The following is a 26368-nucleotide window of genomic DNA, read 5'->3' as shown; positions in this document are numbered from 1 at the left end:
GGCGGAGGGGGTGGTGGAACAGGAGGCGTGATCGCGCCACCACCACCGCCGCCTCCCCCACCGCCGCACGCGGCCAGCGGAAGGAACAGCAGGCTCAGGCCCAGAACGACCGCCCCGCGACGCCGCAATCCGTTCATATCCAGCCCTCCACTCAGGCCGCCCTCCGCAGCCTTCACATCAGTAACGCCCTAATTCTTTAACGCTTTATCGAAGGTCGCCAGCAGTTTGGACCAGCCGTCCCTGGCGTCCGTTTCCGAATAGCTGGCGCGGTAATCGGCGTGGAAACCGTGCTGGGCGTCGGGATAGACGACGATCTGGCTGCCGGTCTGACCCGCGCGGGCGAGGGCCTCGCGCATCCGCTCCACGCTGGCTAGCGGAATGCCTTGGTCCTTGCCGCCATACAGGCCCAGCACCGGCGCCTTGAGGTCGGCGGCCAGATCGACCGGCCACGGCTGCCCCGACGAGATCTGAACCGGCGTCGCATCGGCGGCGGGGGCCAGACGGCCGTACCAGGCCACGCCCGCGCCGATGGCGGCGAACCGCGCCGCCGCCTGCCACACCACCTTGCCGCCCCAGCAGTAGCCGGTGATCCCGACCTTGCCGTCCTTGGCCCACGACTGCTGGCTGGTCCATTCCAGCGTCGCCGACAGGTCGCCCATCACCTGCTCATAATTCGCCGCCCCCACGATCTGCATGATCCGCTGCATGTCCGACAGGGGCGCGGGATCCTCGACCCGGTTGAAGAAGGCGGGCGCGATGGCGGCGTATCCCTGCTTGGCAAGGCGGCGGCAGATGTCGCGGATATATTCGTGGACGCCGAAAATCTCGGACACCACGACGACGACCCGGAACGGCCCCTCGCCCGCCGGCCGCGCCACATAGGCCGGGAGTTGGAACCCGTCCGGCGCGGCATAGGTCACGGTCTCGGTCGCCAGACCCGCATCGTCGGTCGTGATCGGCTTGGCCTCCTTGGCCAGGGCCGCGACGGCATAGCCGGAGAATAGCAGCCCCCCGAGCGCACCGAGGGTTCGACGGTTCAGCTTGAGGTCGTCGGCGGTCTGGCCTTCGGGACGGATCAGGACGGTCATGGGACGCTCCAACGCGGGAAAGCGGTCAGAGCATCACGCCCGGCGCCGAGCGTCCAGTCACGTTAAGGCGCGCTGTTGAAGTCTAGACGACCTTCACAAACGAGAAGAAGGGCGCTCAAGCAGCGAACGACCGCGTCGCGAGCGTTAGCGCCCTTCTTCTCAAGATTAGTGCCTGAAGACGCGCACGCCGGTGAAGGCCATGACGATGCCCTTCTCGTCGGCGGCGGCGATGACCTCGGCGTCGCGCATCGAGCCGCCGGGCTGGATCACCGCCGTGGCGCCGGCCGCGACAGCTTCCAGCAGGCCGTCGGCGAACGGGAAGAAGGCTTCGGACGCACAGGCCGAGCCTTCCGCCAGGGACTGGGTCAGGCCCTTGGCCTCGCCGGCTTCCTTGGCGCGGATGGCGGCGATGCGGGCGCTGTCGCGGCGGTTCATCTGGCCGGCGCCGATGCCGGCGGTCTGGCCGTCCTTGGCGTAGACGATGGCGTTGGACTTGACGTGCTTGGCCACGGTGAAGGCGAACAGCATGTCCTGGATCTCGGTTGGCGTCGGCTGACGTTTCGTCACGATCTTCAGGTCGGTTGGCTTGATCAGGCTGCGGTCTCGCGATTGCACCAGGAAGCCCCCGGCGACCGAGCGGAACACCTCGCCCGGTCCGTGCGGATCGGGCAGACCGTTGGTGATCAGCAGGCGCAGATTTTTCTTCGCGGCGAAAACGGCCTTGGCCTCGTGGTCCGCGCCGGGGGCGATGACCACCTCGGTGAAGATGCCGGTGATGGCGCGGGCGTCGTCGCCGTTCAGCGGCCGGTTGACGGCGATCACACCCCCAAAAGCGGAGACGGCGTCACATTCCAGCGCGCGGGCGTAGGCTTCGGACAGATCCTTACCGACCGCCACGCCGCAGGGATTGGCGTGTTTGACAATGACGACGGCCGGCGCCTCGAACTCGGCGACCAGCTCATAGGCGGCGTCGGCGTCGGCGATATTGTTGTAGCCCAGCTCCTTGCCCTGGACCTGTTCGGCATAGGCCACGCCCGGACGGCGCTCGCCTGTGCGATAGAAGGCGCCGGTCTGATGCGGGTTCTCGCCATAGCGCAGGGTCTGGGCCAGAGAGCCCGCGATGGACTTGCGCGCCGGCGCGGCGTCATCGACTTGGCTCGCGAACCAGCCCGAGACGGCGGCGTCATAGGCGGCGGTGCGGGCGAAGGCGCGGGCGGCCAGACGTTTGCGCAGGGCCAGATCGATCCAACCTTCCGCCTTCAGCGCCTCCAGGATCAGGCCGATGCTCTCGCCGTCGACGGCGACGGCGACATAGCCGTGGTTCTTGGAGCCCGAACGGATCATGGCCGGGCCGCCGATGTCGATATTCTCGACCGCCGCCTCGAACGACCCGCCGGCCGCGACGGTGGATTCGAACGGATAGAGGTCGATCCAGACGATATCGATGGCGCCGATGCCGTGGTCGGTCATAGCCTGGGCGTGATCGGCCGCGTCGCGCACGCCCAGCAGGCCGCCGTGAACGATGGGATGCAGGGTCTTGACCCGGCCGTCCATCATCTCGGGGAAGCCGGTGAGATCGGCCACATCCTTGACAGGCAGGCCCAGCTTCTCGATGGCCGCACGCGTGCCGCCGGTCGAGACCAGTTCGACACCCAGATCGTGCAGGGTGCGGGCGGCGTCTTCCAGCCCGGCCTTGTCGGACAGGGAGATCAGGGCGCGTTGCGGCTTCACCTGATCGGGCGCGGGCGGAAAGGCGGGAGCGGCGGGCATGAGGCGGCGTCCGTGAAGGCTGGGGGAGGATGGCGCGCCCTCTAGACCCAAACCGGCTTCACGTCACCCCACGGACGGTTTCAGGTGGGATCGCCGCTCGCGCCGGCCGGGCTCAGCTTCCAGCGGATCTTGCTCTCGCTGTCGGTGCGGGCCGAGCCGCGCACCACAATCTGCAGCGAGCGGCGGGTCAGGCCCGCGTCGATATGGACGCTGGGTTCGATGGCCACGTCCGGGCCGTCAGTGCGGAACCACCAACCCCGGCCCGAGGCGCCGCGCAGCAGGATCGAGCGGCGGTCGCGCGCCAGCGAGGCCTGAACCCCCGGTTCCAGATGGAAACGGATGGCGTAGGGGGCCGCGATCTGGCGCACCATCTCCTTACGACCCGGCGTCGGGAACAGCTTCTCCTCGGCCCGCAGCTCGTCCAGCCGCTGGTCAAGATACAGCCGCCGCTGATGGTTCAGGCCGAACAACTCGTTCCAGCCGTCATGCTCCATTTCCAGCCAGACGGCGCCGTCGCCGTCGCGCAAATCCGTCGTCACATGGATCGGCGGCCCGACCAGGCGCGGGCCCAGGAGGTCGCCCTTCCAGCCGCCCAGCGGCTCGTTCAACGACCGCTCGCCCAAGGTCAGGGTCGAATGGGCAGGCGTCAGACGTAAAGCCTGGCGATCGGTCGAGGCCGGTGTCCAGCCCGAGCCGGTCACCAGCCGGTCCTTGCCGCAGGCGATCTCCAGCGCCATCGGCTGGGCGCAGGAACCGGCGCCCCAGGCCCCTCGGGCCGGTGGGGCGGCGTCCGCGACGATGGTCAGCAGCGGGCTGGCGATACGCGTCAGGCCGGTGACCGTACCGATAGGCGAAGGAGCGGAATCGACCTTGGCCGAGGCGACCTCATCATCATGGGCGCGGGCCGCAGCGACCCGTTCGGCGCTGGAGGGACCGCCGCCCTGGAAACTGGCCAGACGACCGTCGGGCAGGGTCAGAAGCCGCAGCCCCTGCGTCAGCCGGCCGATGGCGGCCGAAACGCTTTCCGGCGTCGGTTCGGACAGTTGCGACAGGGCGTCGTCCAACGTCAGCAGGTCGAGCAGAAGCTCCAGCCCCGCCTCGGGACTGCGGGAGGCATGGCCGCCGTCGTTCTGGACCGTGGTCTTCAGTGCGCCGTCCAGCTGTCCCAGCGCGCGACGACGCAAGGCCTGCCCCGGCGCGCCGGCCAGGACGCAGCCGCCGATGGCCGCCGCCGTCAGCCGTTCGGCCCGGCTGGCCAGACCGCCGGGCGGACGCAACAGCTGACGCGTCTGGCGCGCCAGGCTGTCGGCCAGTTTCAATCGCTCGGCCTCGGTGGCGACGGCGCCCATCCGACGCGCGCCGCACGCCAGATTGACCACCCGCCGCGCCAGGATTTCCGGGCCCCAGGCGAAGGGCGACCACCGCGCGAAGGCGTCGGCCCAGGCCAGGGTCAGACGCAACGCCTCGCGCGCGCCCCGCTCTCCCTGGGCCATCAAGCCCGGCAGCCAGGCGAAGGCGTGAAGTTCGACCGCGAACGGCCGCGAGGGGCTGGGCCGGTTCCACGGATCGGACGGCGCCTCGACCTCCATCGAAGCCCCCGCCAGCATGAAACGTCCGGCCAGGACATTACGGCCCGGCGCCGGATCATGGGGGCGGAAGTCGCGCGGCGTGGCGGCGAAGGCCGTCACCTTGCCGCCCCCAAGGGTCAGTCCATAGCCGGGCAGGCCATAGAGCTCGATCCACAGCTGTCGCGTCGCCAGTCGCCCGGCGATGGCGGGCCACAGGCCCGGCCCCGCGATCGTGTCGCCCGAGCGCACAGGCGTGCGCACCGGCGCGCCGGGCAGGCCGGGAATCTGGCCCGAGGCGACGTCCAGCGTCGTTTCCTGCCCGCGCGGGGCGAAGGGGCCGAGCGGGCTCACGATACGGCCGGAGCAGCTTTCAGGGCAGCGATATTGGTCGCGTAGTCGCCCTTGAACACAAACGACCCGGCGACCAGCGCATCGGCGCCGGCGGCGACGCAGGCGCCGGCGTTGGCCGAGGTCACGCCGCCGTCCACCTGCAGGTGCGCCGATGAGCCGGCCCGGTCCAGAATAGCCCGCGCGCCAGCGATCTTGCGCAGCGAACTGTCGATGAACTTCTGCCCGCCGAAGCCCGGATTGACCGACATGATCAGCACCAGATCGACCAGATCGACCACCTCTTCCAGGATCGACAGCGGCGTCGCCGGATTGAACACCACGCCCGCCTTGGCGCCCAGCTGGCGAATACGGCCCAGTGTCCGGTGCAGGTGCGGCCCGCTCTCGGGGTGGACGGTCAGGACGTCGGCGCCGGCTTCGCGAAACGCCTCCAGCCACGGATCGACCGGCGCGACCATCAGGTGCACGTCGAACGGCAGGCTCGTGTGCGGCCGGATCGCCTTCACGATGTCGGGGCCCAAAGTGATGTTCGGCACGAAATGCCCGTCCATCACATCGACGTGGATCCAGTCGGCGCCCGCTGCCTCCAGCGCGCGGACTTCTTCACCCAGCCGCGCGAAATCGCTGGCGAGGATCGACGGACAGATCAGAGGGGTAACGGCCATGGCCTTCCGGATAAGGCGGGTTGCGGGCGGGAGCAAGGCGCTCCCGCTCAGGAAACCCGTTCCAGCCTGGCGGCGAAGAAGCCGTCGAGGCCGCCGTGCTCGGCCCACATGGAGGGCAGGATGCGCAGCCAGCCTTCGGGCGTCAGGGCCTCTGGCGGGGCGCCAAGGGCGGTCGGATCGGCGGCGACGGTGCGGAAGGCGGGGTTGCGGCGCAGGAAGGCGATGATCTGGGTCTCGCCCTCCTCGCGCTCCAGCGAACAGGTGCAATAGACCATCCGGCCGCCCGGCTTGACCCGGTCGGCAGCGACGTCGAGCAGACGGTGCTGGACATCGGCCAGTTTGGCGACCTCGGCGGGCTTGGTGGCGCGCAGGACTTCCGGGTTGCGGCGGAAGGTGCCGGTGGCGGTGCAGGGCGCGTCCAGCAGCACCGCGTCGAAAGTGCGGGCGTCTTCCCAATCTTCGGCGGGGACGGCGATCACCTCGGCGATCAGGCCCGTGCGCTCTAGGTTTTGGCTCAGGCGTTTCAGGCGTGAGGCCGAACGGTCCAGGGCGACGACAGAGGCGCCGGCGGCCGCCAGTTGCAGAGTTTTGCCGCCGGGCGCGGCGCACATGTCCAAGGCGGCCTCGCCGGGTTTGACGTCCAGCAGGCGGCCGGGCAAGGCGGCGGCGGCGTCCTGAACCCACCAGTCGCCGTCCTCAAAGCCGGGCCAGGAGGCGACATCGCCGCGACGGCCGGTGCGCACGGTTCCGCCGGCCAGAGCTTCACCCTCCACTGCAGCGGCCACGGCGGCGGGATCGACGCCGGGCTTGAGGCTGAGATCGGTCGCCGGTTCTTCGCGGGCGGCCAGGGCCAGACCGGCCAAGGCCGCCTCGCCGTAGGTCGCCTTCCAGCGGGCGGCGATCCAGTCGGGCAGGTTGCTCTCGGCCGTCGTCAGGCCCGGGCCTTCACGACCCACGCCGCGCAGCACGGCGTTGACCAGATTCTTGTAGGGACGCGTCTTGGGATCGCGTTCGGCCAGCTTCACCGCCGTGGAAACAGCGGCGAAGGCGGGAGTTTCCAGCACCAAGGTTTGGGCCAGGGCGATGCGCATCAGGGTGCGGACGGCCTCGGGTGGCGACTTCTTCAGGCGGCGATCCAGGATCTGGTCGATCTCGCCCAGACGCCGCAGGGCCGCCATGGCCACGGCGCGGGCGAAGGCGCGATCCACGGGCTCCAGCGCGCGAGCGGCCGGTTGAGACAGAGCCTCGTCCAGACCGTTGCGCTTTTCCAGCGCCGCATTCAGCAGGATGCCGGCGACGACGCGGGCCTCCACGCCGATGTCGTCCTGCGACGGGGCGGCGGCGGCGTCCACGGCCGGAGCGGGGCGAGGGCGCCCCTTGACAGCCATGCGGCGTCCACGCGCCTGCGAACTTTGTCCGCCTCGTCCCTCAGCACTCATACGGCCACCTGCGCGCCCAGCTCGACCACGCGGCCGGGGGGAATATGGAAGAAGTCGGTCGGATTGGCGGCGTTGCGCATCAGGAAGATGAACAGCCGGTCCTGCCACAGCGGCATGCCCTGTCGCGCCGACGGGATCAGCGAGCGGCGGCCCAGGAAGAAGCTGGTCGACATGATGTCGAACTTCAGCCCCTGCTTGCGGCACAGGCCCAAGGCGCGCGGCACGTTCGGCGTCTCCATGAAGCCATAGGTGACGGTGACCTTTTTGAAGTCGTCGTTGATCGGCTCCATCTTCACCCGGTCGGCCTCCTTAACGCGCGGCCGCTCGGACGTGCGCACGGTCAGGATGACGTTCTTCTCGTGCAGCACCTTGTTGTGCTTGAGATTGTGCATCAGGGCGACGGGGGCGACGTCCGGGTCGCTGGTCAAGAAGATGGCCATGCCGGGGGCGCGGTGCGGCGGGCGGGCCTGCAGCATCTCGATCAGGTCGGTCAGCGGCAGGCTGTCCTTGCGGGTCTTGGCCGTCAGAATCTGGGTGCCGCGCACCCAGGTCCACATGATGACGACCAGACAGGCGCCCAGAACCAGCGGCATCCAGGCCCCGTCGGGGATCTTCAACAGGTTGGACGTCAGGAAGACGCTGTCGATGAAGGCGAACGGAATGAGCGTCCCGGCCACCGCCCACATCGGCCATTTCCAGCCCTTGCGAATGACGGAATAGGCCATCAGCGTATTGACCAGCATGGTGCCCGTCACCGCGACGCCATAGGCGGCCGTGAGGTTGTGCGAGCTCTGGAACACGAACAGCAGCACCAGAACCCCGATCATCAGGAAGGTGTTCACCGCCGGCACGAATATCTGGCCGGCCTGGGTCTCGGATGTGTTCCGAATGTCGATGCGGGGCAGAAGGCCCAACTGCACCGCCTGCTGGGTCACCGAGAAGGCGCCGGTGATCACGGCCTGCGAGGCCACGACCGTCGAGATCGTCGCCAGGATCAACATGGGCCAGTAGGCGAACTGCGGCACCATGTTCCAGAACGGATTTTCGGCCGAGGCGGGATTGTCCAGGATCAGGGCGCCCTGACCCAGATAGTTCAGCGTCAGGCACGGCAGGACGAAAGCCAGCCAGCCCATGCGGATCGGCGCCTTTCCGAAATGGCCCATGTCGGCATAGAGGGCTTCGGCCCCCGTCACCGCCAAAAAGACGCTGCCCAGGATGATGAAGCCCAGAAAGCCGTCGTGCAGCAGCAGGCTGACGCCGTAATAGGGCGACAGGGCGCGCAGGATGCTGATGTCGTCGAAGATATGGACCAGGCCCAGGGCGCCCAGGCTGAGGAACCAGACGGCCGTGATCGGGCCGAAATATTTGGCCAGGCTGGCCGTGCCGCGCGACTGGACCATGAAAAGGGCGATCAGGATGCCGGCGGAGATCGGCACGATGAAGGCGTCCAGCTTGCCCGCCAGACCCGGCGCGTCCTGCAGCCCCTCGACCGCCGACAGCACCGAAATGGCGGGCGTGATGATGCCGTCGCCATAAAACAGCGCCGCGCCGCAGACGCCCAGGATGAAGATCCAGGCGCTGCGCCGTCCGACCGCGAACTGGGCCAGGGCCATCAGCGACAGGGTGCCGCCCTCGCCCTTGTTGTCGGCGCGCATCAGGAAGAAGACGTATTTGAACGTCACGACGACCATCAGCGCCCAGAAGGCCAGCGACACCACGCCGACCACGGCGAGGTCCCCGCCCACGCCGCGCTGGGCATGACCGATCGCTTCGCGCAGGGCGTACAGCGGGCTGGTGCCGATATCGCCGAACACCACGCCGATCGCGCCAATGGTCAAGGCGAACATGCCGCCGTGCTTGGCGATATGGCCTCCTGGAGCGTGGGACTCGGGTCCCGTGGTGTGGGTCGGCTTGTCCGGCGTGTTCGACGCGGGCGAGGGAGCGCTCGCGTCGTGGGGAGTATCCCCGGCCATGCGTATCCTCCGGGTCTCCGACGATGCGCCGGTCCCTTCAAAGCGGCGAGCCTTTAGGCTCATTCCGCGCGGTCTTCAATCGTGCCGGGAGGGGATTCGGTTTCGGCGTTCTGCGGATCGATTTGTGATTCGGGCCATGAGCGCCTATTTTCACATCAGGAACAAAACCATGTCAGACAGCCAGCGCTTCCCCGTCGCCGCCCACGCCTTGGCCTATATGGCCCACAAGGGCGCCTATGGACCTGCGCAGGCCGCACCCAGCGGGGTGCTGGCCTCGTCCATCCCGACCAACCCTGTCGTGGTTCGGCGCGTGACGGCCCTGCTGGCCAAGGCCGGGCTGATCGCCACCCGTCCGGGCGCGACCGGCGGGTCGTGGCTGCTCCGCCGGCCCGAAGACATCCGGCTGGACGAAGTGCTGAAGGCCGTGAACGGCTGCGCCCACATCGGCTCGCCCCCGGCCGGGGCCAAGGGCTGCCCGATCAGCGAACATATCCCCCGCCAAGTCGCCAAGGCTCTGACCGCCGCCGACGAGGCCGCGACCGAGGCCCTGTCCAAGATCACCATCGCGGACCTGCTGGCCCAGAACCCGATCTCTCTGGCCGCCTATGCGCCCCACGCTTCCTGCCCCGTCGCGGCCTGACCGTCTCGCATGAGCCGACCCCGGTGAGCCGAACCGTCCTGGTCACCGGCGCCTCGGCCGGCATTGGTGCGGCGCTCGCTCGGACCTATGCGGCCAAGGGCTGGAACCTGATCCTGACGGCGCGTCGTGAAGCCCCGCTTCAGGCTCTGGCCGACGAACTGACCGCCGCCCACGGCGTCGCCGCGACCGTCATCCCCGAAGACCTGTCTGACCCCGCAGCGCCCGAACGACTGGTCGCGACCATCGCCGCGGGCGGCCTGACCGTCGACGGCCTCGTCAACAACGCGGGTTTCAGCCGGGTCACCGGCTTTCTGGACACGGACCTCGGCGCCCACCGCGCCATGATTCAGGTCATGCTGACCGCGCCGGTCGCGCTGTCGCGCCTGCTGCTGCCCGGCATGATCCAGCGCGGCTTCGGCCGGGTGCTGAACGTGGCGTCTCTCGCCGGCCAGATGCCGGCGACCGGCGGCGACACCCTGTATGGCCCGATCAAGAGCTTCCTGATCAAGGCGTCCCAAGGTCTGTATCTTGAGACGCAAGGGACCGGCGTCCACGTCACGGTCTTGAACCCCGGCTATACCTTGACCGAGTTCCACGACGTCAACGGCTCACGCGACCAGGTGTCCGGCGCCTATCCGGCCTGGATGTGGATGGACGCCGCTCGCGTGGCGCAGATCGGCTACGACGCCTGCGAGGCCAACCGCCCCAGCGTCACGCCCGGCGTCATGAACAATGTCATGGCCGGCCTGGCGCGGTTCCTGCCCGACGGGCTGGCGCTTCGCATGGTGGCGAACCACGCCAAGCGGCTGGACCGTATCTGATCAGATATGAATCGCGTGCCCGAGCGCGCGCAGCGACGCCTCGTGGAAGGCCTCGCCCAGCGTCGGGTGGACGTGGATGGTTCCCGCCACATCCTCCAGCACGGCCCCCATCTCCAGCATTTGGGCAAAGCTGTTGGACAATTCCGACACATGCTGGCCGACCGCCTGGACGCCCAGGATGCGGTGATCGGCCTTGGATGCGAGCACACGAACGAAGCCGCCGTCCTCGCCCGCCTCGATGGCCAGCGCCCGGCCGATGGCGGCGAAGGGAAAGACCGACTGGATAACGTCGTCGCGGCCCGCGACATCGTTCGGACCCAGACCGGCCGAGACGATCTCCGGCTCGGTGAAACACACGGCGGCGATGGTGACGGGGTCGAACACGCGGTCACGGCCTGCGATGATTTCCGCGACCACCTCGCCCTGGGCCGAGCCCTTGTGCGCCAGCATGGGTTCGCCGGTCAGGTCGCCAACCGCCCAAACGTTCTTCATGCTGGTGGCGCAGCGGTTGTCGATTTTCACAAACGGGCCGGCCATGGCCACGCCCATGTTTTCCAGACCCCAGCCTTGGGTGCGCGGACGACGGCCCACGGTGACCAGCACCTTGTCGGCGTCCAGTTGCAGCGGCTCGCCATCCCTGGTCGTGATCGACAGTTTCCCGTCACCGAACCCGCCGGCGCGTGCGCCCAGGTGCAACTCGACCCCGTGCTTCTCCAGCCATTTGGCGACCGGGTCGGTCAGGGCCTTGTCATAGAGGGGCAGGATGCGCTCAGCCATTTCGACGATGGCCACCTCGGCGCCCAGCTTCCTGAAAGCGATGCCCAACTCCAGCCCGATATAGCCGCCGCCGACCACGACCAGCTTCTTCGGAACATCCGACAGGCTCAGCGCCTCGGTCGAGGAGATCACGTCCCCACCGAACGGCAGGAAGGGCAGTTCGACCGGCTCCGACCCCGTGGCCAGGACGACGTGTTCGGCGGTGATGCGGATCTCGCCGTCTTCGGTTTTCACCACGCAGGTCTTGGCGTCGGCGAACTCAGCCCAGCCCTTGATGACCTTGACCTTGGCCTTCTTCAGCAGGGCCGCGACCCCGGCATTCAGCTTACGGACGATGCCGTCCTTCCACTCTACCGTCTGTTTCAGGTCGATGACCGGCGCCGCCGCCGTGATGCCCAGAGTCCCGCCGCCGGCCGCCTTGGCCACCGTCTCGAACTTGCCCGCCGCATGGATGATGGCCTTGGACGGAATACAGCCGACGTTCAGGCAGGTGCCGCCCAGGCCGTCGCCGCCGTCCACCAGCACGGTGTCCAGGCCCAGCTGGCCGCAACGGATGCCGGCGACATAGCCGCCGGTGCCCGCGCCGATGATGAGGACTTTGGTCTTGAGCTGCTGCATAGCGAGGCCTGTCACAGAATATAGGGGGTGCGGACGCCCGGCTCGTCGGTCGGGAAATCCTTGGTGTTGCGGGTGACCAGCAATCGACCAGTCGTCTGCGCCGCAGCCCAAATGATGGCGTCGGGCAACTTGAGGCGCCGCGTCTTGCGCAGTGAAACGGCGCGTTCGGCCACCATGCCATTAAGGCCGATCACGGTGAACTCATCCAGGAAATGGCGAGTCGGCTCGGCCAGATGGTCGGGAATGCCGACCATTACTTCCATCCAGCTGATGATGCTGATGGCGCGATCTTCGTAGCGGTCGATCTCGGCCTTCGCCTGCGGGAACCCTCTCAGATGGTCCACGAGGATGTTGGAATCGAAAAGCGCGGCTACCATTCGCTGCGAAGCTTCTCTTGGAACTCCAAGCCATCCGGTCCGTCGGCCCACAAGCCGAAGGCTTCCTGAACGCCCTTGCGGCGGTGACGGGCCAGATAGTCGTCGATCGCCGCGCGGATCACAGCCGCGCGCGGGCGCTGCTCAAGCTTGGCCAGGTCGTCGAGAGCGGCGACCTGGGCCTCGTTTGCATCCACTAGAATACGCATTCACGCCTCCATGATATACTGCGCATATATCATATGTGGTTCCTTACCCCATCCACAAGGTCGCGGGATGTTCCAGCAGCCCCTTGATCCGTTGGACGAAAACCGCCGCATCATGCCCGTCGACGATCCGGTGATCGAACGACGACGACAGGTTCATCATCTTGCGCACGACCATCTGGCCATCGCGGACCACGACTCGTTCGGCGATCTTGTTGGGGCCGACGATGGCGACCTCCGGGTGGTTGATGATCGGGGTGTGCACCACCCCGCCCAGCGTCCCTAGCGAGGTGATAGTGATGGTCGAGCCGGACAGTTCCTCGCGCTTGGCCGTGCCATCCTTGGCCGCACCCGAGACGCGGGCGATCTCCAGCGCCGTGTCATAGGGGTCGCGCGCCTCGGCGTGACGGACCACCGGCACCATCAAACCGTTGGGGGTCTGGGCGGCGATGCCCAGATGGACCGGGGCGTGCTGGGTCAGGACGCCGGCCTCGTCGTCATAGGTGGCGTTGATCTGCGGCTGGTCGCGCAGGGCGACCACGATGGCGCGAGCGATAAAGGGCAGCAGGTTCAGCTTAGGCTGATCCTTGGCCTTGGTCGCATTCAGGTGGGCGCGAAGCTCTTCCAGCGCCGTGACGTCGATCTCCTCCACATAGGTGATGTGGGGAATGCGGCGCACGCTCTCGGCCATCTTCTCGGCGATCTTGCGACGCAGACCGATGATACGGACCTCGGTTGTTCCCTCCGCCTTGGCGTAGGTCGAGGCACCGCCGGCCGGGGCCGACCCGGGCTGCGATCCGCCGCGCGAGACGAAGCCGTCCAGATCCTCGTGCGTGATCCGCCCGGCCGGGCCGGAACCGGGCACGAAGGTCAGGTCCACGCCCAGATCCCGCGCGCGGTTGCGCACAGCGGGCGAGGCGGAAGGACGCTCGCCAGGGGCGCGACCGGTCAGGGCCGGGGCGGACAGAGCCCCTCCACCACGCCCTGCGGGCGCGCTCCCCCTCCCCGTTTCACGGGGAGGGGACGATGCGGCGACTGTCTCCCCGCGCGAAGCGGGGGGAGGTGGCGCGGAGCGAAGCTGAGCGACGGAGGGGGTCTTGGCGACATTGCCTGCGCCCGCCACATCGAATGCCACCAGCGGCCCGCCGACGGGGACCGACTTGCCCGCCTCGCCGTAGATGGCGACGACCGTTCCGGCGACGGGAGAGGTGATCTCGACGGTGGCCTTGTCGGTCATGATGTCGGCGATGATCTGGTCTTCCTCGACCACATCCCCGACCTTGACGTGCCAGCCGACCAGTTCGGCCTCGGCCGTGCCTTCGCCCACGTCGGGGAGTTTGAAGACGTAGTTGCCGGCGGAGGTCGGTGCGGGCGCCTCAGCCGGAGCGGCCGGGGTTTTCGGCGCTTCGACCGGCGCGGGAGCCGCTTTGGCGACAGCCGGCGTGGGCGACTCTTCGGCATTCCCTGCCCCCTCGACCTCGAACTCCACCAGGGGTCCGCGCACCGGCACCATGGCGCCGGGTTCACCGTGCAGGGCGATGACCTTGCCGGACACAGGAGCGGTGATCTCGACGGTGGCCTTGTCGGTCATGATGTCGGCGACGATCTGGTCCTCGGCGACGATGTCGCCGACCTTGACGTGCCAGCCGACCAGTTCGGCCTCGGCAGTGCCTTCGCCCACGTCGGGCAGTTTGAAGACGAAACGACCCATCTTAACGACCTCCCGTCATGACGCTCTTCAAGGCGTCTGCGACCCGTTGCGGCCCTGGGAAATATTCCCATTCGAAAGCATGGGGATAGGGCGTGTCCCAGCCGGTGACGCGCGCGATCGGCGCCTCCAGGTGATAGAAGCAGCGCTCCTGCACCAGGGCCGACAGTTCCCCGCCGAAGCCCGAGGTCTTGGGCGCCTCATGCACAATGACGCAGCGACCGGTCTTCTTCACCGAGGCCTCGATGGCCTCGATGTCCAGCGGCACCAGGCTGCGCAGGTCGATGACCTCGGCGTCCACGCCTGCGTGTTCGGCCCCGGCCAGGGCGACCCAGACCATGGTGCCATAGGCCAGGATGGTGACGTCGTTTCCTTCGCGCATCACGCGCGCCTTGCCGATGGGCTCGACGTATTTGCCGGTCGGGACCTGGGCCAGATCCTGGGCTTTCCACGGCGAGACCGGCTTCTCGTGCCAGCCGTCGAACGGGCCGTTGTAGAGGCGCTTCGGCTCGAAGAAGACGACGGGATCGTCGTCCTCGATGGCGGCGGTCAGCAGGCCCTTGGCGTCATAGGGATTGGACGGAATGACAACCTTCAGACCCGCGATGTGGGTGAACAGGCTTTCCGGCGACTGGCTGTGGGTCTGGCCGCCGAAGATGCCGCCGCCATAGGGGCTGCGGATCGTGATCGGGCTGGTGAACTGGCCGCCTGAGCGATAGCGCATCTTGGCCGCTTCCGAGACGATCTGGTCGTAGGCCGGATAGATGTAGTCGGCGAACTGGATTTCGACGACCGGGCGCAGGCCATAGGCGCCCATGCCGATGGCGGCGGCGACGATGCCGCATTCGCTGATCGGGGCGTCGAAGCTGCGGGTCAGGCCGTGCTTCTGCTGCAGCTTGTCGGTGACGCGGAAGACCCCGCCGAAATACCCGGCGTCCTCGCCGAACGACAGGACATTGGCGTCCTCGGCCATCTTGACGTCGATGGCCGAGTTCAGGGCCTGGATCATGTTCATCGGCACGACGCCCGATCCCGTCGCCTGCGAGGCGGGCGCGGCGTTCTGGTCGATCATGTCCGGCTCGACGCCGTCGTTGCGATCGCTGTCGGTGAAGGTGGTTTGCTCAGCCATGGTCAGACCCCCACCTCGCGGCGCTGTTCGATCAGCCGCCAGTCTTCGGTCGCATAGACCTCTTCGAACATCGTCTTCACGCTGGGGCGCGACTGACCCAGGGTGCCGATGGCTTCGGATTCCTTGCCGGCGGCGCGAACCTGTTCGACGGCGTCCTTGAGGGCGGCCGTATGACGTTCGTCATCCCACTCGCCGATGACGTTCAGGTGCTGGCGCAGACGTTCCAGCGGATCGCCCAGCGGCCATTTCTCGTGCTCGTCGCCGGGGCGATAGCGGCTGGGGTCGTCGGAGGTCGAGTGCGGGGCGCCGCGATACGTGAACAGCTCGATCACCGTCGCGCCCTGGTTCGAGCGCGCGCGTTCCTCGGCCCACTGGGTCGCGGCCCACACCGCCAGAAAGTCGTTGCCGTCCACCCGCAGGGCCGGCAGGCCGTAGCCGATGGCCTTGGAGGCGAAGGTGGTTTCCAGCCCGCCGGCGATGCCTTGGAAGGACGAAATGGCCCACTGGTTGTTGACGACGTTCAGGATTACCGGGGCGCGATAGACGCTGGCGAAGGTCAGGGCGTTGTGGAAGTCGCCTTCCGCCGTGGCGCCGTCGCCGATCCAGCTGATGGCGATCTTGTCGTCGCCCTTGTAGGCGCTGGCCATGGCCCAGCCGACGGCCTGAGGCACCTGGGTGCCCAGATTGCCGCTGATGGTGAAGAAGCCGTAATCCTTGGCCGAATACATGATCGGCAGCTGGCGGCCTTTGATCGGGTCCGCCGCGTTCGAATAGATCTGGTTCATCATCTCGACCAGCGGATAGCCCCGCGCGATCAGAAGCCCCTGCTGGCGATAGGTCGGGAACCCCATGTCCTCGCGGCTCAGGATCATGCCCTGGGCGACCGCGATGGCCTCTTCGCCGGTGCACTTCATATAGAAGCTGGTCTTACCCTGACGGTGGGCGCGGTGCATCCGGTCGTCGAAGGCGCGGGTCAGGATCATGGCCTTCAGGCCACGACGCAGCGTCTCGACGTCCAGGCGCGGGTTCCACGGCCCGACGGCGTTGCCTTCGTCGTCCAGCACCCGAATCAGGCGGAAGGCGAGATCGCGCATCTCGTATGGCGTCGATCCGACCTCGGGACGTTCGACCACGCCGGCGGGGTCCATCAGCAGGTGGCTGAAGTCCGGCGCATCGCCGGGTCGGCCGGACGGTTCCGGCACGCGCAATGACAGGGGCTGGCTGTTCTTTTTCACGTTTTCGTCGTTCATGCGGGCGTCCATATCCATTCGGGGTCCGTCCGTGTTTCCTCTGGACGTGTGATAACACGGCCCCTAAGCAGGTGCTCGCTCAAATTGACCTTGCAAAATCCCGATCTCGGGTATTTTATTTCGCGATAATCACCATCGGAGAAACGCATTGGCCGACGAACTCGACCCCATCGACGCCCGCATCCTGGATATCCTGCAGCAAGACGCTGGGCTGTCGGTCGCGGAGGTCGCGGATCGCGTCGGATTGTCGGCGTCGCCCTGCTGGCGGCGGATCAAGCGGCTGGAAGATTCCGGCCTGATCACCAAGCGGGTCACCCTGCTGAACGCGCAGCTGCTGGGCCTGGACTTCGAGGTCTACGCCATCGTCAAGCTGATGCTGCCCTCGGCCGACAATCTGAACCTGTTCGAAGCCGCCGTGGCCAAATGGCCGGAGGTGGTCCAGTGCGCCACCATCACCGGGCGCGAGGACTATGTGCTGCGCATCATCACCTCCGACATGCACGCCTTCGACCTGTTCCTGCGCGAGAAACTGCTGGCCTTGGGCATCGTCTCGGACTGCGAAAGCCACATCGTCACGCGCGGCGTGAAGAATGTGACCGCCCTGCCTCTTGGCATCATCACCCCCCACGTCGGATAACGTCGCTCAGGCGGGCCGATCCGCCTGAGGATGACGACCATGATCGAACTGGTGATCGACGCGCGCCGCAAGGACCTGGGCGGGTTCGAGGTCGGGCGCGTCCTGCCCTTTCATTCACGCCGGATGGTGGGGCCCTTCATCTTTCTGGACCAGATGGGGCCGGCCGAGTTCGCAGCCGGCGCCACGGCCATCGACGTGCGGCCGCACCCGCATATCGGCCTGTCGACCCTGACCTATCTGTTCGAGGGCGAGATCATGCACCACGACAACCTCGGCTATGATCAGGCGATCCGGCCGGGCGAGGTCAACTGGATGACTGCCGGCAAGGGCATCGTCCATTCCGAACGCACCGATCCGCTGAGAAAGAGCACCGGCGGAGCGATGCACGGGATGCAAGCCTGGGTCGCCCTGCCCGACGAGGCCGAAGAGATCGATCCGGCTTTCCATCACCTGGGCGAGGACGCCCAACCCGCCTATGAGAACGGCGGCCTGTTCGCGCGTCTGGTCGCAGGCGAGGCCTACGGCGCCAAGGCCGCCGTTCCTGTCTCGTCGCCGCTGTTCTATATCCATTGGGAGCTTCAGCCCGGCGTTCGCACCGCCCCGCCGTCCGGCAAGGGCGCGGGCGGCATGAGCGAGCGCGCCCTCTATGTAGCCAAAGGGTCCATTGAGGTCGGCGACCGCACCTTCCACGAGGGCCAGATGATCGTGCTGGAGCCGACGGCAGAACCGACGATCAAGGCCCTGGTCCAGTCGACCGTCATGGTGCTGGGCGGTGAGCCGGTGGGCGAGCGGCTGATCTGGTGGAACTTCGTCGCCTCCAGCCAGGCCCGCATCGATCAGGCCAAGGCCGACTGGAAGGCCGGGCGGATGAGCCTGCCCCACGCCGACGACCTGGAGTTCATCCCCCTCCCCGACGAACCGGCCCAGGCCCAGGCCGCCCCGGCGCCGGTCGAGCCCAAGCCGACCGACCCGGTCTAGGGGCACGACATCACGCAGAAGGTGACGCGGCGAGGCCGGATCGCTACATGCGGCCTATGAACTTCGATTTCGACGCCCAGGTCACCGCCGCCCTGTTCGACAACGCCGGCGCCGTCTTCGCCCTCGGCGACGGCTCGGTCCGGTTCGAGGACCGGACGCGGGTCGAGGCCCATGACGGCGCCGTGCTGTGCGCCTGCGTCCACCCGTCCGGCGAGGGGGTGGTCACCGGAGGCGACGACGGCAAGGTCGTCTGGACCCGCCGCGACGAGGATCCGGTCGTGCTGGCCACGGCCAAGAACCAGTGGATCGACGCCATCGACGCCTCGCCGGCCTCGGGCCTGATCGCCTTTTCCTTCGGCCGCACCCTGTCGGTGATCGATCCCAACGAGGTGGGTTTCCGTCGCGACTTCCAGCACGAACGCACCGTCTCCGGCGTCGCCTTCGAGCCCAAGGGCCGGCGCATCGCGACCTCGACCTATGGCGGGGCGGCCCTGTGGTATGCGCGGATTGAGAAACAACAACCCGTGAGACTGGCCTGGGCCGGGTCGCACACCGGCGTCGCCTTCTCGCCGGACGGCGCCTTCGTCGTCACGACCATGCAGGACAACCAGATGCACGGCTGGCGCATCAAGGACGCCAAGAACCTGCGGATGGGCGGCTATCCGGGCAAGGTCCGGTCGATGGCCTTCCTAGCCAACGGTCAGTTGATGGCGACCTCGGGCGCACAGGGCGCGGTGCTGTGGCCCTTCATCGGATCGAACGGTCCGATGGGCCGCGAGGCGACCGAGATCGGCTATGACGACACCACCCTGGTCAATCTGGTCTCGGCCCGCGCCGACCAGGGGCTGCTGGCCGCGGGCCTGACCGACGGCCGGGTCTGGGTGGCGCATCCGGCCGCCCAGGGGCTGAACTTCGTCAAGGCCGAGAAGGGGCCGGCCATCGTCGCCCTGTCGCTCAGCCCCGCCGTCGACAAGGTCGCCTGGGCCGACGAGGACGGCGCCGCCGGCGTGATCATTCTCTGATGGCCAAGGGTCGCAAGAGCTGGCGTCGGGTCCTGCTGACCGCCCTTCTGGTTCTGGCCCTGATCCCGGTCGCCGGCGTGCTGATTGTCGCCGTCGTTCCGCCGCCGCCCACCATACTGATGCTGCGCCAGCTCGCTCGCGGCGAGGGCATGGATTACCAGTGGCGCGGCCTGAACCAGATCTCGCCCAACCTTGTGAACGCCGCCATCGCCGCCGAGGACGCACGTTTCTGCAGTCACCACGGCTTCGACATGGAGGCGATCCAGAAGGCGCTGGACCACAACGCCGAGGGCGGGCGCATCCGGGGCGGATCGACCATCAGCCAGCAGACGGCCAAGAACGTCTTCCTGTGGCCGGGCCGCGACTGGATCCGCAAGGGGCTGGAGGCGGGCTACACCGTCCTGATCGAAACGGTCTGGTCCAAGCGCCGGATCATGGAGGTCTATCTGAACGTGGTGGAATGGGCGCCCGGCGTCTATGGCGCCCAGGCGGCGTCGCGCCACTGGTTCGGCAAGGACGCCCGCGACCTGAGCCCGCGCGAGGCCGCGCGTCTGGCCGCCATCCTGCCGGCCCCGCGCCGGTACGAGGCGGCCGCGCCCGGCCCCTATGTCCGCCGAAGGGCGTCACGCGTCCAGGCGGCCATGGGCACGGTGCGCAACAAAGGGCTGAACACCTGCGTCGTCGGCCGGGGCTGAACCGTTCCGCTTGACGGGCGACCGGGCCTGACCTCTCCTGCCCGCGCTGTTCAGGAGATCCATCATGAAGCGTCAGATGATGACCGCCGTCGCGGTCTGCGCCCTCGCCTTCGCCGCCGGCTGCGCCAGCACCGCCGAACCTGTCGCCCGCGCTGCGGGAACCGAGCAGACGGCATCGACCACGCCCCCGCCGCCCTCCACCGGCGTAAAGGTCGACTATCCGATCACCGCTCAGGGCGCGACCGCCTTCGTCGCCGACGCCGAGACGAAGTGGGCCGAGGTCAGCGAATATGTCGCCCGCATCCAGTGGGCGCGCGCCACCAACATCACCTTCGACACCATGTGGCTGGAATCCAGGGCCAACGCCGAGGCGACCGAGCTTCAGGTCCAGCTGGCCAATCAGGCGGCCAGGTTCAACGAGGTCGATGTCGATCCCGTCGTGCGCCGCAAGCTGAACCTGCTGCGCCTCAGCCTGGTGCTGCCGGCCCCCAACCGCCCCGGCGCGGCCGACGAACTGGCCCAGATCACCACACGGCTGGATTCGACCTATTCGACCGGAAAGTTCGACTTCAAGGGCCGTCAGATCACTTTGGACGACGCCTCGCTGATCCTTGCCGACAGCCGCGATCCGACCGAGACCAAGGCCCTGTACGAAGGCTGGCGCACCATTTCGCCGGTGATGCGCGACGACTATGCCCGCATGGTGGAGATCGCCAACGAAGGCTCGCGCGAGTTGGGCTTCGCCGACACGGGCGCTCTGTGGCGTTCGGGCTACGACATGCCCGCCGACGATTTCGCCGCCGAGACCGACCGGCTGTGGGCGCAGGTGAAGCCCTTCTACGAAAACCTGCACTGCTACGTGCGGGCGCGGTTGAACGCCAAATACGGCGACGAGGTCCAGCCCGACCACGGCCCGATCCGCGCCGACCTGCTGGGCAATATGTGGTCCCAGCAATGGGGCAACATCTATGACGTGGTGGCCCCCGCGACGGGGGGCGCTTCCAGCTACGACCTGACCGAACTGCTGAAGACGGCCGACTACGACGCGACGAAAATGGTCAGGACCGGCGAGGGCTTCTACGTCTCGATGGGCCTCGACCCTCTGCCCCAGACCTTCTGGGAACGCAGCCAGATCACGCGACCGCGTGACCGCGAGGTCGTCTGCCATGCCTCGGCCTGGGACCTCGACAACGCCGACGACATCCGCATCAAGATGTGCACCAACGTCAACGGCGACGACTTCTACACCGTCCACCACGAGCTGGGTCACAACTACTATCAGCGCGCCTACAAGAACCAGCCGATGCTGTTCCGCAACGGGGCCAACGACGGCTTCCACGAGGCCATCGGCGACTTCGTCGGCCTGTCGGCCCTGACGCCCACCTATCTGAACCAGATCGGCCTGCTGAAGACGACGCCGGGCGCGGAAGAGGACATTCCCTTCTTGCTGAAGATGGCGTTGGACAAGATCGCCTTCCTGCCCTTCGGCCTGATGGTCGACCGCTGGCGCTGGGACGTTTTCTCGGGCGAGACGGCGCCGGCCGCCTACAACACCGCCTGGACCGCCGACATGCTGCAATACCAGGGGCTGGTGCCACCCGGACCGCGTCCGGCCAACGCCTTCGATCCGGGCGCGAAATACCATGTGCCGGGCAACACGCCCTATACCCGCTACTTCCTGGCCGCGATCTATCAGTTCCAGTTCCAGCGCGCCGCCTGCAAACAGGCCGGCTGGACCGGGCCGCTGCACCGCTGCTCGGTCTACGGGAACAAGGAGGTCGGCGAGCGCTTCAACGCCATGCTGCAGATGGGCCAGTCTCAGCCGTGGCAGGAGGCGATGAAGGCCTTCACCGGCGACGACGGCAACGACGCCTCGGCCATCGCCGACTACTTCGCCCCGCTGAACGTCTGGCTGGAGGAACAGAACCGCGGCCATCAGTGCGGATGGAGCGCCGCCTGAGCCCGATCAGGCTTTGGGGCTCGGTTAACCGTTCCCCTTGAGGCTTCCCTTAACCGCCCGATGACACACTGAGCGCTAATCGGGCGGTATTCGGGCGATCTGCGCCCTCGGGGATGGTCTTGGCGCAAGCTTCCACACTGATCGGCAAAGCGGTTCGAAGCCTGCGCAATCTGGCGGCGCGCCTCTTGTCCGACCGGGGCGGCAACGTCGTGATGATCTTCGCCCTGGTCATGCCCGCCCTGATCATGATCACTCTGGGCGGGATCGACATCAACCGCATCACCACGGTCAAGGCCCGCGTTCAGGACGCCCTGGACGCCGCCGCACTGGCTGCTGCGAGATCTTCCCACACGGACCCTGTCAAACTTAGAGAGGTGGCGGTGGTCGCCCTTCGCGCCAATCTGCGCAACGCCTCCGTCGAACCGTTCGCTGACAGCGATGTTAAAATCCAGCTGACCGACAATCAGGTGATCATCGCCGACCTGAAGGTTCAGGTGAAGACACTGGTCGCCAACGTCTTTCTGCCGCCTTACGGCACGATTCTCGACAAGACCCTGCCAGTCAATGTGCACTCGGAGGTCAACCGTTCTTCAAGGAACATTGAAGTCGCCCTTGCCTTGGATATCACGGGCTCAATGGACAATTGCACTCGCAACTGCCCACCCACAAGCAAAATTGCGGCTCTAAGAGCAGCAGCCAACGAACTGGTTGGCATTGTGGTTCAAGATGAGCAGTCACCGTATTACTCAAAGATTGCTCTCGTCCCCTATTCAATGGGCGTCAACGTCGGTGCCTATGCCGATACGGTTAGAGGGACACTCCGGTCTACATCTCGCTCGATCTCTGCCACGACTTGGTTAACCGGCAGTGTCAAGACGATCTCCGATATTTCGCGTGCCTCTACGGCGGTGGTTTCATCCTCTGGCCATGGCTTTGTGACTGGAGACAAGGTGGTGATCTGGGGCGCAGAACCAATGGCTTCGCTGAACGGATCGCCATTATCGGTCGTGAGAGTCGATGCTAACAAATTCCAGCTTTCAGGCATCAACAGCCGGAATTTCAACTCGTTTGCTGGATCTGCTTATGTGGCTAAATGTGCGCGAACCGACTGCTCCATCGTGATAACAGCCGCCCAGCATGGCCTCTCGACGGCGGGCGACGCGGCATATCTCACCGATATGGGAGGGCTTGCACAGCTAAACGGCATAGGCTTCGCTGTTAGCGCAGTTGCAAACAACACAGCCACGCTGAGCTTGAACGGCTCATCCGCCCGATTGGCTGTAGCGACAAAAGGCGGGGCTTCGTACACCTCCGGCGGTCAGCTCGCTTGCGGGATCGACGGTTGCACCGTGCGTGATTTCATCAACCAGACAGGCACGTGGATTCGCCAGAACGCCAGTACCTGCGTCAGTGAACGCACCGGATCCGCATGGGATACAGACGCGCGGCCGGCCGGTTCTTCGACATATGTGGGGCGCAACTATCCTGGAGCAGGCAACACCTGTCCCTCTGTCGCTATCGTGCCGTTGACCAACGTCAAAAAGACAATCACGGGCGAGATCAACAAGTTGGCAGCGTCTGGCTCCACGGCCGGCCATATAGGACTGGCCTGGGCCTGGTACATGGTTTCGCCGAACTTCGGCGTGTGGTCGGGGACGGCCGCACCGGCACAGCACGACACCACGAAGACCTTGAAAGCCATCGTTTTGATGACGGATGGAGAGTTCAACACGCCGTACTTCGGCGGTGTCATCGCTGCAGATGCAGGCACAGGTAGCGGTGGCGTAGATACCCACATCAACCAACCCGCGGCGAACGGCTCGTCATTCTACCAGTCATTCGAGCTTTGCAAAAAGATCCGCGATTCGGGTGTCATCATCTACACTGTAGGTTTTGACATTCCCGATGCGGCGAACCTTGTGGGCGAAATCGACTCCGCTGGCGAACTCATGCAACGCTGTGCATCCGGCTCCGCCCGCGCCTTCCAAGCCGGCAACTCGACCGACCTGTCCAAGGCTTTTCGCGACATCGGCCGCGACATCACCCGACTGCGGATTTCCCGCTAACGCCTTACAGCAGCCGGATTTCCCGGAGGCGCTCGGTCAGATAGTCCTCAGCCAGGATGGTCTTGCCGGCATAACGGTCGGGATTATCCGGTGTGATGGCGCTGGGCAGGGTCTCGATGGGGAAGTCCGGGTTGAAGTGCAGGAAGAAGGGCGTCGAATAGCGGGCGAAGCCGCGACGCTCGGGCGCAGGATTGACCACGCGGTGGGTCGTCGACGGCAGGATGTGGTTGGTCAACCGCTGCAGCATGTCGCCGATGTTGACGACCAGGGCGCCAGGTGGCGGCGCGATGTCCAGCCAACTGCCGTCCTTTTCCTTGAGCTGAAGGCCGGCCTCCTCGGCGCCCAGCAGCAGGGTGATGACGTTGATGTCCTCATGGGCGCCGGCCCGCACGCCCGGCGCATCGGCCGGAACCGGCGGATAGTGCAGCATGCGCAGGACGCTGTTGCCCATCTCGACCTTGTCCGCGAAGAAGTCGTCGTCCAGCTTCAGATAGCGGGCGATGGCGCGCAGGATCTTGGCGCCCAGCGCGTCCAGATCCTCAAACATGCCATAGAGGTGAGGCTTGAAGCCCTCGACCTCGGTGGGCCAGACATTGTCTCGCATATAGCGACGGTAGGGATGCGCCTGCGGCAGTTCACGGCCAACGTGCCAGAATTCCTTCAGGTCAACCGTCTTGGCGTCCTTGGCCGCCTCGACCCCGAACGGCGTCAGGCCGCGCGCGCCGCCCGTGCCCGGCTGGTGATACTGACGCTTCACCTCTTCCGGCAGGGCGAAGAAGGCCTTGGCATCGTCGATGGCGGCGGTGATCCGCGCCTCGTCCAGACCGTGATCGGCGACCACCGCAAATCCGTATCGCGAGAAGGAGGCGCCCAGGGCGTCGCTGAACGCCAGAAAATCGGCATCGTACTGGGTCATCGACACCGGCGTGATGGCGCGGCCGGCGGGGCTGTCGTTAAGGGTCGTGCTCACTGACGTCCTCGATCTGGGAAAGTGCGGCGGTTCCCATACGCCTAATCCGCGCCCTTGTCAGTTCATCGTCGAACGGGTCGCCAAGGCCGTTCACGCGCCATACAGCTTGGAACCTTCACAGTAAGCATACGTTTCCGCGCCAGACCCCATTCACCAAAAGGAATATTCCATGCGCGCCAAGATCATCGTCGCCAGCGTCTCGATCGCCGCCCTGCTGGGCGCCGCCGCCTGCACCACGACCGACCCCTATCGTTCGGGTCCCGTCCGCAACAACACCGGAACCGGCGCCATCGCGGGCGCCGTAGGCGGCGCGCTGCTGGGCTATCTGACCAACACCTCGAACGGCGAGCAGGGCCGTAAGAACGCCTTGATCGGGGCCGGGGTCGGCGCCTTGGGCGGCGCGGCCGTGGGCCAGTATATGGACCGCCAGCAACGCGCCATGGAGGCTGAACTGTCCGGCTCCGGCGTCGGCGTGGCCCGCCAGGGCGACGTGCTGGTTCTGCGCATGCCGTCTGACGTGACCTTCGCCACCAACCAGTCCTCGATCGATCCGCGCTTCCTGCCCGTTCTCGACGACGTGGCGCGCGTGCTGCAGCAGTACGACCAATCGACGGTGGACGTGATCGGCCACACCGACTCCTCGGGCGGCGATGCGATCAACCAGCCTCTGTCGGAGCGCCGCGCCGGCAGCGTCGCTTCCGAACTGGTCCGTCGCGGCGTCATCGCCCAGCGGCTCTATGTCGCTGGGAACAGCGCCCGCAATCCGATTGCGTCGAATGCCACGGCGGAAGGCAAGGCACAGAACCGCCGTGTGGAAATCCTGATCCGTCCGTTCACCGGCTGATCGATGGCTGCACGTTAAGACCTGCATAAGGGCGGCGTCACGAGGCGTCGCCCTTTTTTCGTTATTCAATCACAGGCTTCGTGATTTGCGCGTGCTCGCACACCATGGTTCTCGATGTCATCGGATCATGGGAATGATGCAGTGACGCTTGGGAATCGGGAGTTCGGGCAGAGCCTGAAACTGGCTGCGATCGCCGTGGTCAGCGCCGTTGTGACGGCGACCCTCGTCATCGGCGCCGGCCAGGCGTTTTTGCGCGGCTCAGAACCGATCACGATGCCGCAAGCAACCGTGGCTTCGCACCCATCTGACGACTGACCCTGTTCGCCTCGTTCTAACGACCTCTCCAGCAAAGAAAAACGCCGCCTCCTTTCGGAAGCGGCGTTCTGTCGTTCGACGACTTCGACATCCGAAGATCGGCCCGGAGATAAGTCCGGGCCGACCCCTCGGAGGTCTTAGAAGTTGATGTCGATGGTCGCGCGGCGGTTGAGCGGTTCACGCACACCGTCGGCGGTCGGCTTGGCCAGATTGGTCTCGCCCTTGCCGTCGAGGGCGATGACGCCGCCGTTGACGCCTGCAGCAACCAGCGAGTCCGCAACGGTGCGCGAACGGCGGTTGGACAGACCCAGGTTATAGGCGGCCGAACCCGAGGTGTCGGTGTAACCGACGATCAGGACGCGCGTCGGGCGACCCGACTTGGCGTAGTTGGCGGCCTGCGTCACCACCGAACGGGCTTCCGCCGTCAGGTCCGAGCGATCCCAGTCGAAGTAGACCACGAACTGGCGAGCGACCGGGGTCTGAGCGACCGGCGGCGGGGGCGGCGGG

The 26368-nt window shown here is 66.6% G+C and carries 24 protein-coding genes; 10 read left to right on the top strand and 14 right to left on the bottom strand.

Annotated features, from left to right (window positions below; genetic code table 11):
• Positions 1 to 188 precede the first annotated feature (188 nt).
• The 6 genes from CHRYSEO8AT_RS06560 to CHRYSEO8AT_RS06535 all read right to left on the bottom strand — a co-directional run bounded on the left by CHRYSEO8AT_RS06560 (position 189) and on the right by CHRYSEO8AT_RS06535 (position 8851).
• Complete coding sequence (locus CHRYSEO8AT_RS06560; RefSeq protein ID WP_159848022.1) at positions 189 to 1088, bottom strand: dienelactone hydrolase family protein; 900 nt, start codon at positions 1086 to 1088, stop codon at positions 189 to 191.
• Between the two features lie 165 nt (positions 1089 to 1253).
• The gene (purH, locus tag CHRYSEO8AT_RS06555) at positions 1254 to 2858 is read right to left on the bottom strand and encodes a bifunctional phosphoribosylaminoimidazolecarboxamide formyltransferase/IMP cyclohydrolase (RefSeq protein WP_159848019.1); all 1605 of its coding nucleotides are present in this window, start codon (positions 2856 to 2858) and stop codon (positions 1254 to 1256) included.
• An 80-nt stretch (positions 2859 to 2938) separates the two neighbouring features.
• Complete coding sequence (locus CHRYSEO8AT_RS06550) at positions 2939 to 4777, bottom strand: heparinase II/III family protein (RefSeq protein WP_159848016.1); 1839 nt, start codon at positions 4775 to 4777, stop codon at positions 2939 to 2941.
• Positions 4774 to 5439 carry a ribulose-phosphate 3-epimerase gene (gene rpe, locus CHRYSEO8AT_RS06545; RefSeq protein ID WP_159848013.1) on the bottom strand — a complete coding sequence of 222 codons (666 nt, stop codon included), beginning with the start codon at positions 5437 to 5439 and terminating at the stop codon, positions 4774 to 4776. The genes CHRYSEO8AT_RS06550 and rpe overlap by 4 nt, the downstream gene beginning before the upstream one ends.
• 47 nt (positions 5440 to 5486) lie before the next feature.
• The gene (locus tag CHRYSEO8AT_RS06540) at positions 5487 to 6827 is read right to left on the bottom strand and encodes an RsmB/NOP family class I SAM-dependent RNA methyltransferase (RefSeq protein ID WP_159848010.1); all 1341 of its coding nucleotides are present in this window, start codon (positions 6825 to 6827) and stop codon (positions 5487 to 5489) included.
• 47 nt (positions 6828 to 6874) lie between these two features.
• A complete protein-coding gene (locus CHRYSEO8AT_RS06535; protein WP_159848007.1) occupies positions 6875 to 8851 on the bottom strand; it encodes a potassium transporter Kup in 1977 nt (658 codons plus the stop codon).
• Positions 8852 to 9020: 169 nt separating this feature from the next.
• On the opposite strand from CHRYSEO8AT_RS06535, the gene CHRYSEO8AT_RS06530 reads away from it, so the two are divergent.
• Both CHRYSEO8AT_RS06530 and CHRYSEO8AT_RS06525 read left to right on the top strand, forming a co-directional pair.
• Entirely contained in the window at positions 9021 to 9491 is a 471-nt protein-coding gene (locus CHRYSEO8AT_RS06530) for an Rrf2 family transcriptional regulator (RefSeq protein WP_159848004.1), read from the top strand.
• A 23-nt stretch (positions 9492 to 9514) separates the two neighbouring features.
• Entirely contained in the window at positions 9515 to 10312 is a 798-nt protein-coding gene (locus CHRYSEO8AT_RS06525; protein ID WP_159848001.1) for an SDR family oxidoreductase, read from the top strand.
• Here CHRYSEO8AT_RS06525 and lpdA read toward each other — a convergent pair whose 3' ends face one another.
• From lpdA to CHRYSEO8AT_RS06495, 6 genes are read right to left on the bottom strand one after another with little or no spacing between them, the layout of a single operon-like run.
• The gene (lpdA, locus tag CHRYSEO8AT_RS06520) at positions 10313 to 11707 is read right to left on the bottom strand and encodes a dihydrolipoyl dehydrogenase (RefSeq protein WP_159847998.1); all 1395 of its coding nucleotides are present in this window, start codon (positions 11705 to 11707) and stop codon (positions 10313 to 10315) included.
• A gap of 11 nt (positions 11708 to 11718) precedes the next feature.
• Positions 11719 to 12084 carry a type II toxin-antitoxin system VapC family toxin gene (locus CHRYSEO8AT_RS06515; RefSeq protein ID WP_159847995.1) on the bottom strand — a complete coding sequence of 122 codons (366 nt, stop codon included), beginning with the start codon at positions 12082 to 12084 and terminating at the stop codon, positions 11719 to 11721.
• Positions 12078 to 12290, bottom strand: a complete 213-nt coding sequence (locus tag CHRYSEO8AT_RS06510; protein ID WP_135194230.1) for a ribbon-helix-helix protein, CopG family — start codon at positions 12288 to 12290, stop codon at positions 12078 to 12080. Before CHRYSEO8AT_RS06510 ends, CHRYSEO8AT_RS06515 begins: the two co-directional genes overlap by 7 nt.
• A 43-nt stretch (positions 12291 to 12333) precedes the next feature.
• On the bottom strand, positions 12334 to 13998 hold the full coding sequence (locus tag CHRYSEO8AT_RS06505; protein WP_159847990.1) for a 2-oxo acid dehydrogenase subunit E2: 1665 nt from the start codon (positions 13996 to 13998) through the stop codon (positions 12334 to 12336).
• 1 nt (position 13999) lies between these two features.
• Positions 14000 to 15067 carry an alpha-ketoacid dehydrogenase subunit beta gene (locus CHRYSEO8AT_RS06500; protein ID WP_159851638.1) on the bottom strand — a complete coding sequence of 356 codons (1068 nt, stop codon included), beginning with the start codon at positions 15065 to 15067 and terminating at the stop codon, positions 14000 to 14002.
• 59 nt (positions 15068 to 15126) lie between these two features.
• Positions 15127 to 16374, bottom strand: a complete 1248-nt coding sequence (locus CHRYSEO8AT_RS06495) for a thiamine pyrophosphate-dependent enzyme (protein ID WP_236547450.1) — start codon at positions 16372 to 16374, stop codon at positions 15127 to 15129.
• Positions 16375 to 16522: 148 nt separating this feature from the next.
• Between CHRYSEO8AT_RS06495 and CHRYSEO8AT_RS06490 the strand changes: the two genes are divergently transcribed.
• The 6 genes from CHRYSEO8AT_RS06490 to CHRYSEO8AT_RS06465 all read left to right on the top strand — a co-directional run bounded on the left by CHRYSEO8AT_RS06490 (position 16523) and on the right by CHRYSEO8AT_RS06465 (position 23732).
• Positions 16523 to 17011, top strand: coding sequence for an Lrp/AsnC family transcriptional regulator (locus CHRYSEO8AT_RS06490; protein ID WP_135194232.1), 489 nt, complete (start codon positions 16523 to 16525; stop codon positions 17009 to 17011).
• A gap of 39 nt (positions 17012 to 17050) precedes the next feature.
• A complete protein-coding gene (locus tag CHRYSEO8AT_RS06485) occupies positions 17051 to 17989 on the top strand; it encodes a pirin family protein (RefSeq protein WP_159847987.1) in 939 nt (312 codons plus the stop codon).
• A 56-nt stretch (positions 17990 to 18045) separates the two neighbouring features.
• On the top strand, positions 18046 to 19011 hold the full coding sequence (locus CHRYSEO8AT_RS06480; RefSeq protein ID WP_159851636.1) for a WD40 repeat domain-containing protein: 966 nt from the start codon (positions 18046 to 18048) through the stop codon (positions 19009 to 19011).
• Positions 19011 to 19706 carry a monofunctional biosynthetic peptidoglycan transglycosylase gene (mtgA, locus tag CHRYSEO8AT_RS06475; RefSeq protein WP_159847984.1) on the top strand — a complete coding sequence of 232 codons (696 nt, stop codon included), beginning with the start codon at positions 19011 to 19013 and terminating at the stop codon, positions 19704 to 19706. Before CHRYSEO8AT_RS06480 ends, mtgA begins: the two co-directional genes overlap by 1 nt.
• Before the next feature lie 64 nt (positions 19707 to 19770).
• A complete protein-coding gene (locus tag CHRYSEO8AT_RS06470; RefSeq protein WP_159847948.1) occupies positions 19771 to 21666 on the top strand; it encodes a M2 family metallopeptidase in 1896 nt (631 codons plus the stop codon).
• A gap of 119 nt (positions 21667 to 21785) precedes the next feature.
• Positions 21786 to 23732, top strand: a complete 1947-nt coding sequence (locus CHRYSEO8AT_RS06465) for a TadE/TadG family type IV pilus assembly protein (RefSeq protein ID WP_236547449.1) — start codon at positions 21786 to 21788, stop codon at positions 23730 to 23732.
• Positions 23733 to 23736: 4 nt separating this feature from the next.
• Here CHRYSEO8AT_RS06465 and CHRYSEO8AT_RS06460 read toward each other — a convergent pair whose 3' ends face one another.
• Positions 23737 to 24648 carry an isopenicillin N synthase family oxygenase gene (locus CHRYSEO8AT_RS06460; RefSeq protein ID WP_159851635.1) on the bottom strand — a complete coding sequence of 304 codons (912 nt, stop codon included), beginning with the start codon at positions 24646 to 24648 and terminating at the stop codon, positions 23737 to 23739.
• A 223-nt stretch (positions 24649 to 24871) separates the two neighbouring features.
• Here CHRYSEO8AT_RS06460 and CHRYSEO8AT_RS06455 point away from each other — a divergent pair, with 223 nt between their 5' ends.
• Positions 24872 to 25546, top strand: coding sequence for an OmpA family protein (locus tag CHRYSEO8AT_RS06455; RefSeq protein WP_159847942.1), 675 nt, complete (start codon positions 24872 to 24874; stop codon positions 25544 to 25546).
• 141 nt (positions 25547 to 25687) lie between these two features.
• Entirely contained in the window at positions 25688 to 25861 is a 174-nt protein-coding gene (locus CHRYSEO8AT_RS16110) for a hypothetical protein (RefSeq protein ID WP_236547448.1), read from the top strand.
• A 137-nt stretch (positions 25862 to 25998) separates the two neighbouring features.
• On the opposite strand, the gene CHRYSEO8AT_RS06450 is transcribed toward CHRYSEO8AT_RS16110, so the two are convergent.
• A partial coding sequence (locus CHRYSEO8AT_RS06450) for an OmpA family protein (protein WP_159847939.1) occupies positions 25999 to 26368 on the bottom strand: 370 nt, incomplete at its 5' end.

The organism is Brevundimonas sp. G8 (assembly GCF_902506205.1).
In the GTDB taxonomy this organism is placed as follows: domain Bacteria; phylum Pseudomonadota; class Alphaproteobacteria; order Caulobacterales; family Caulobacteraceae; genus Brevundimonas.
This window is presented reverse-complemented; position numbering and strand designations above follow the sequence as displayed.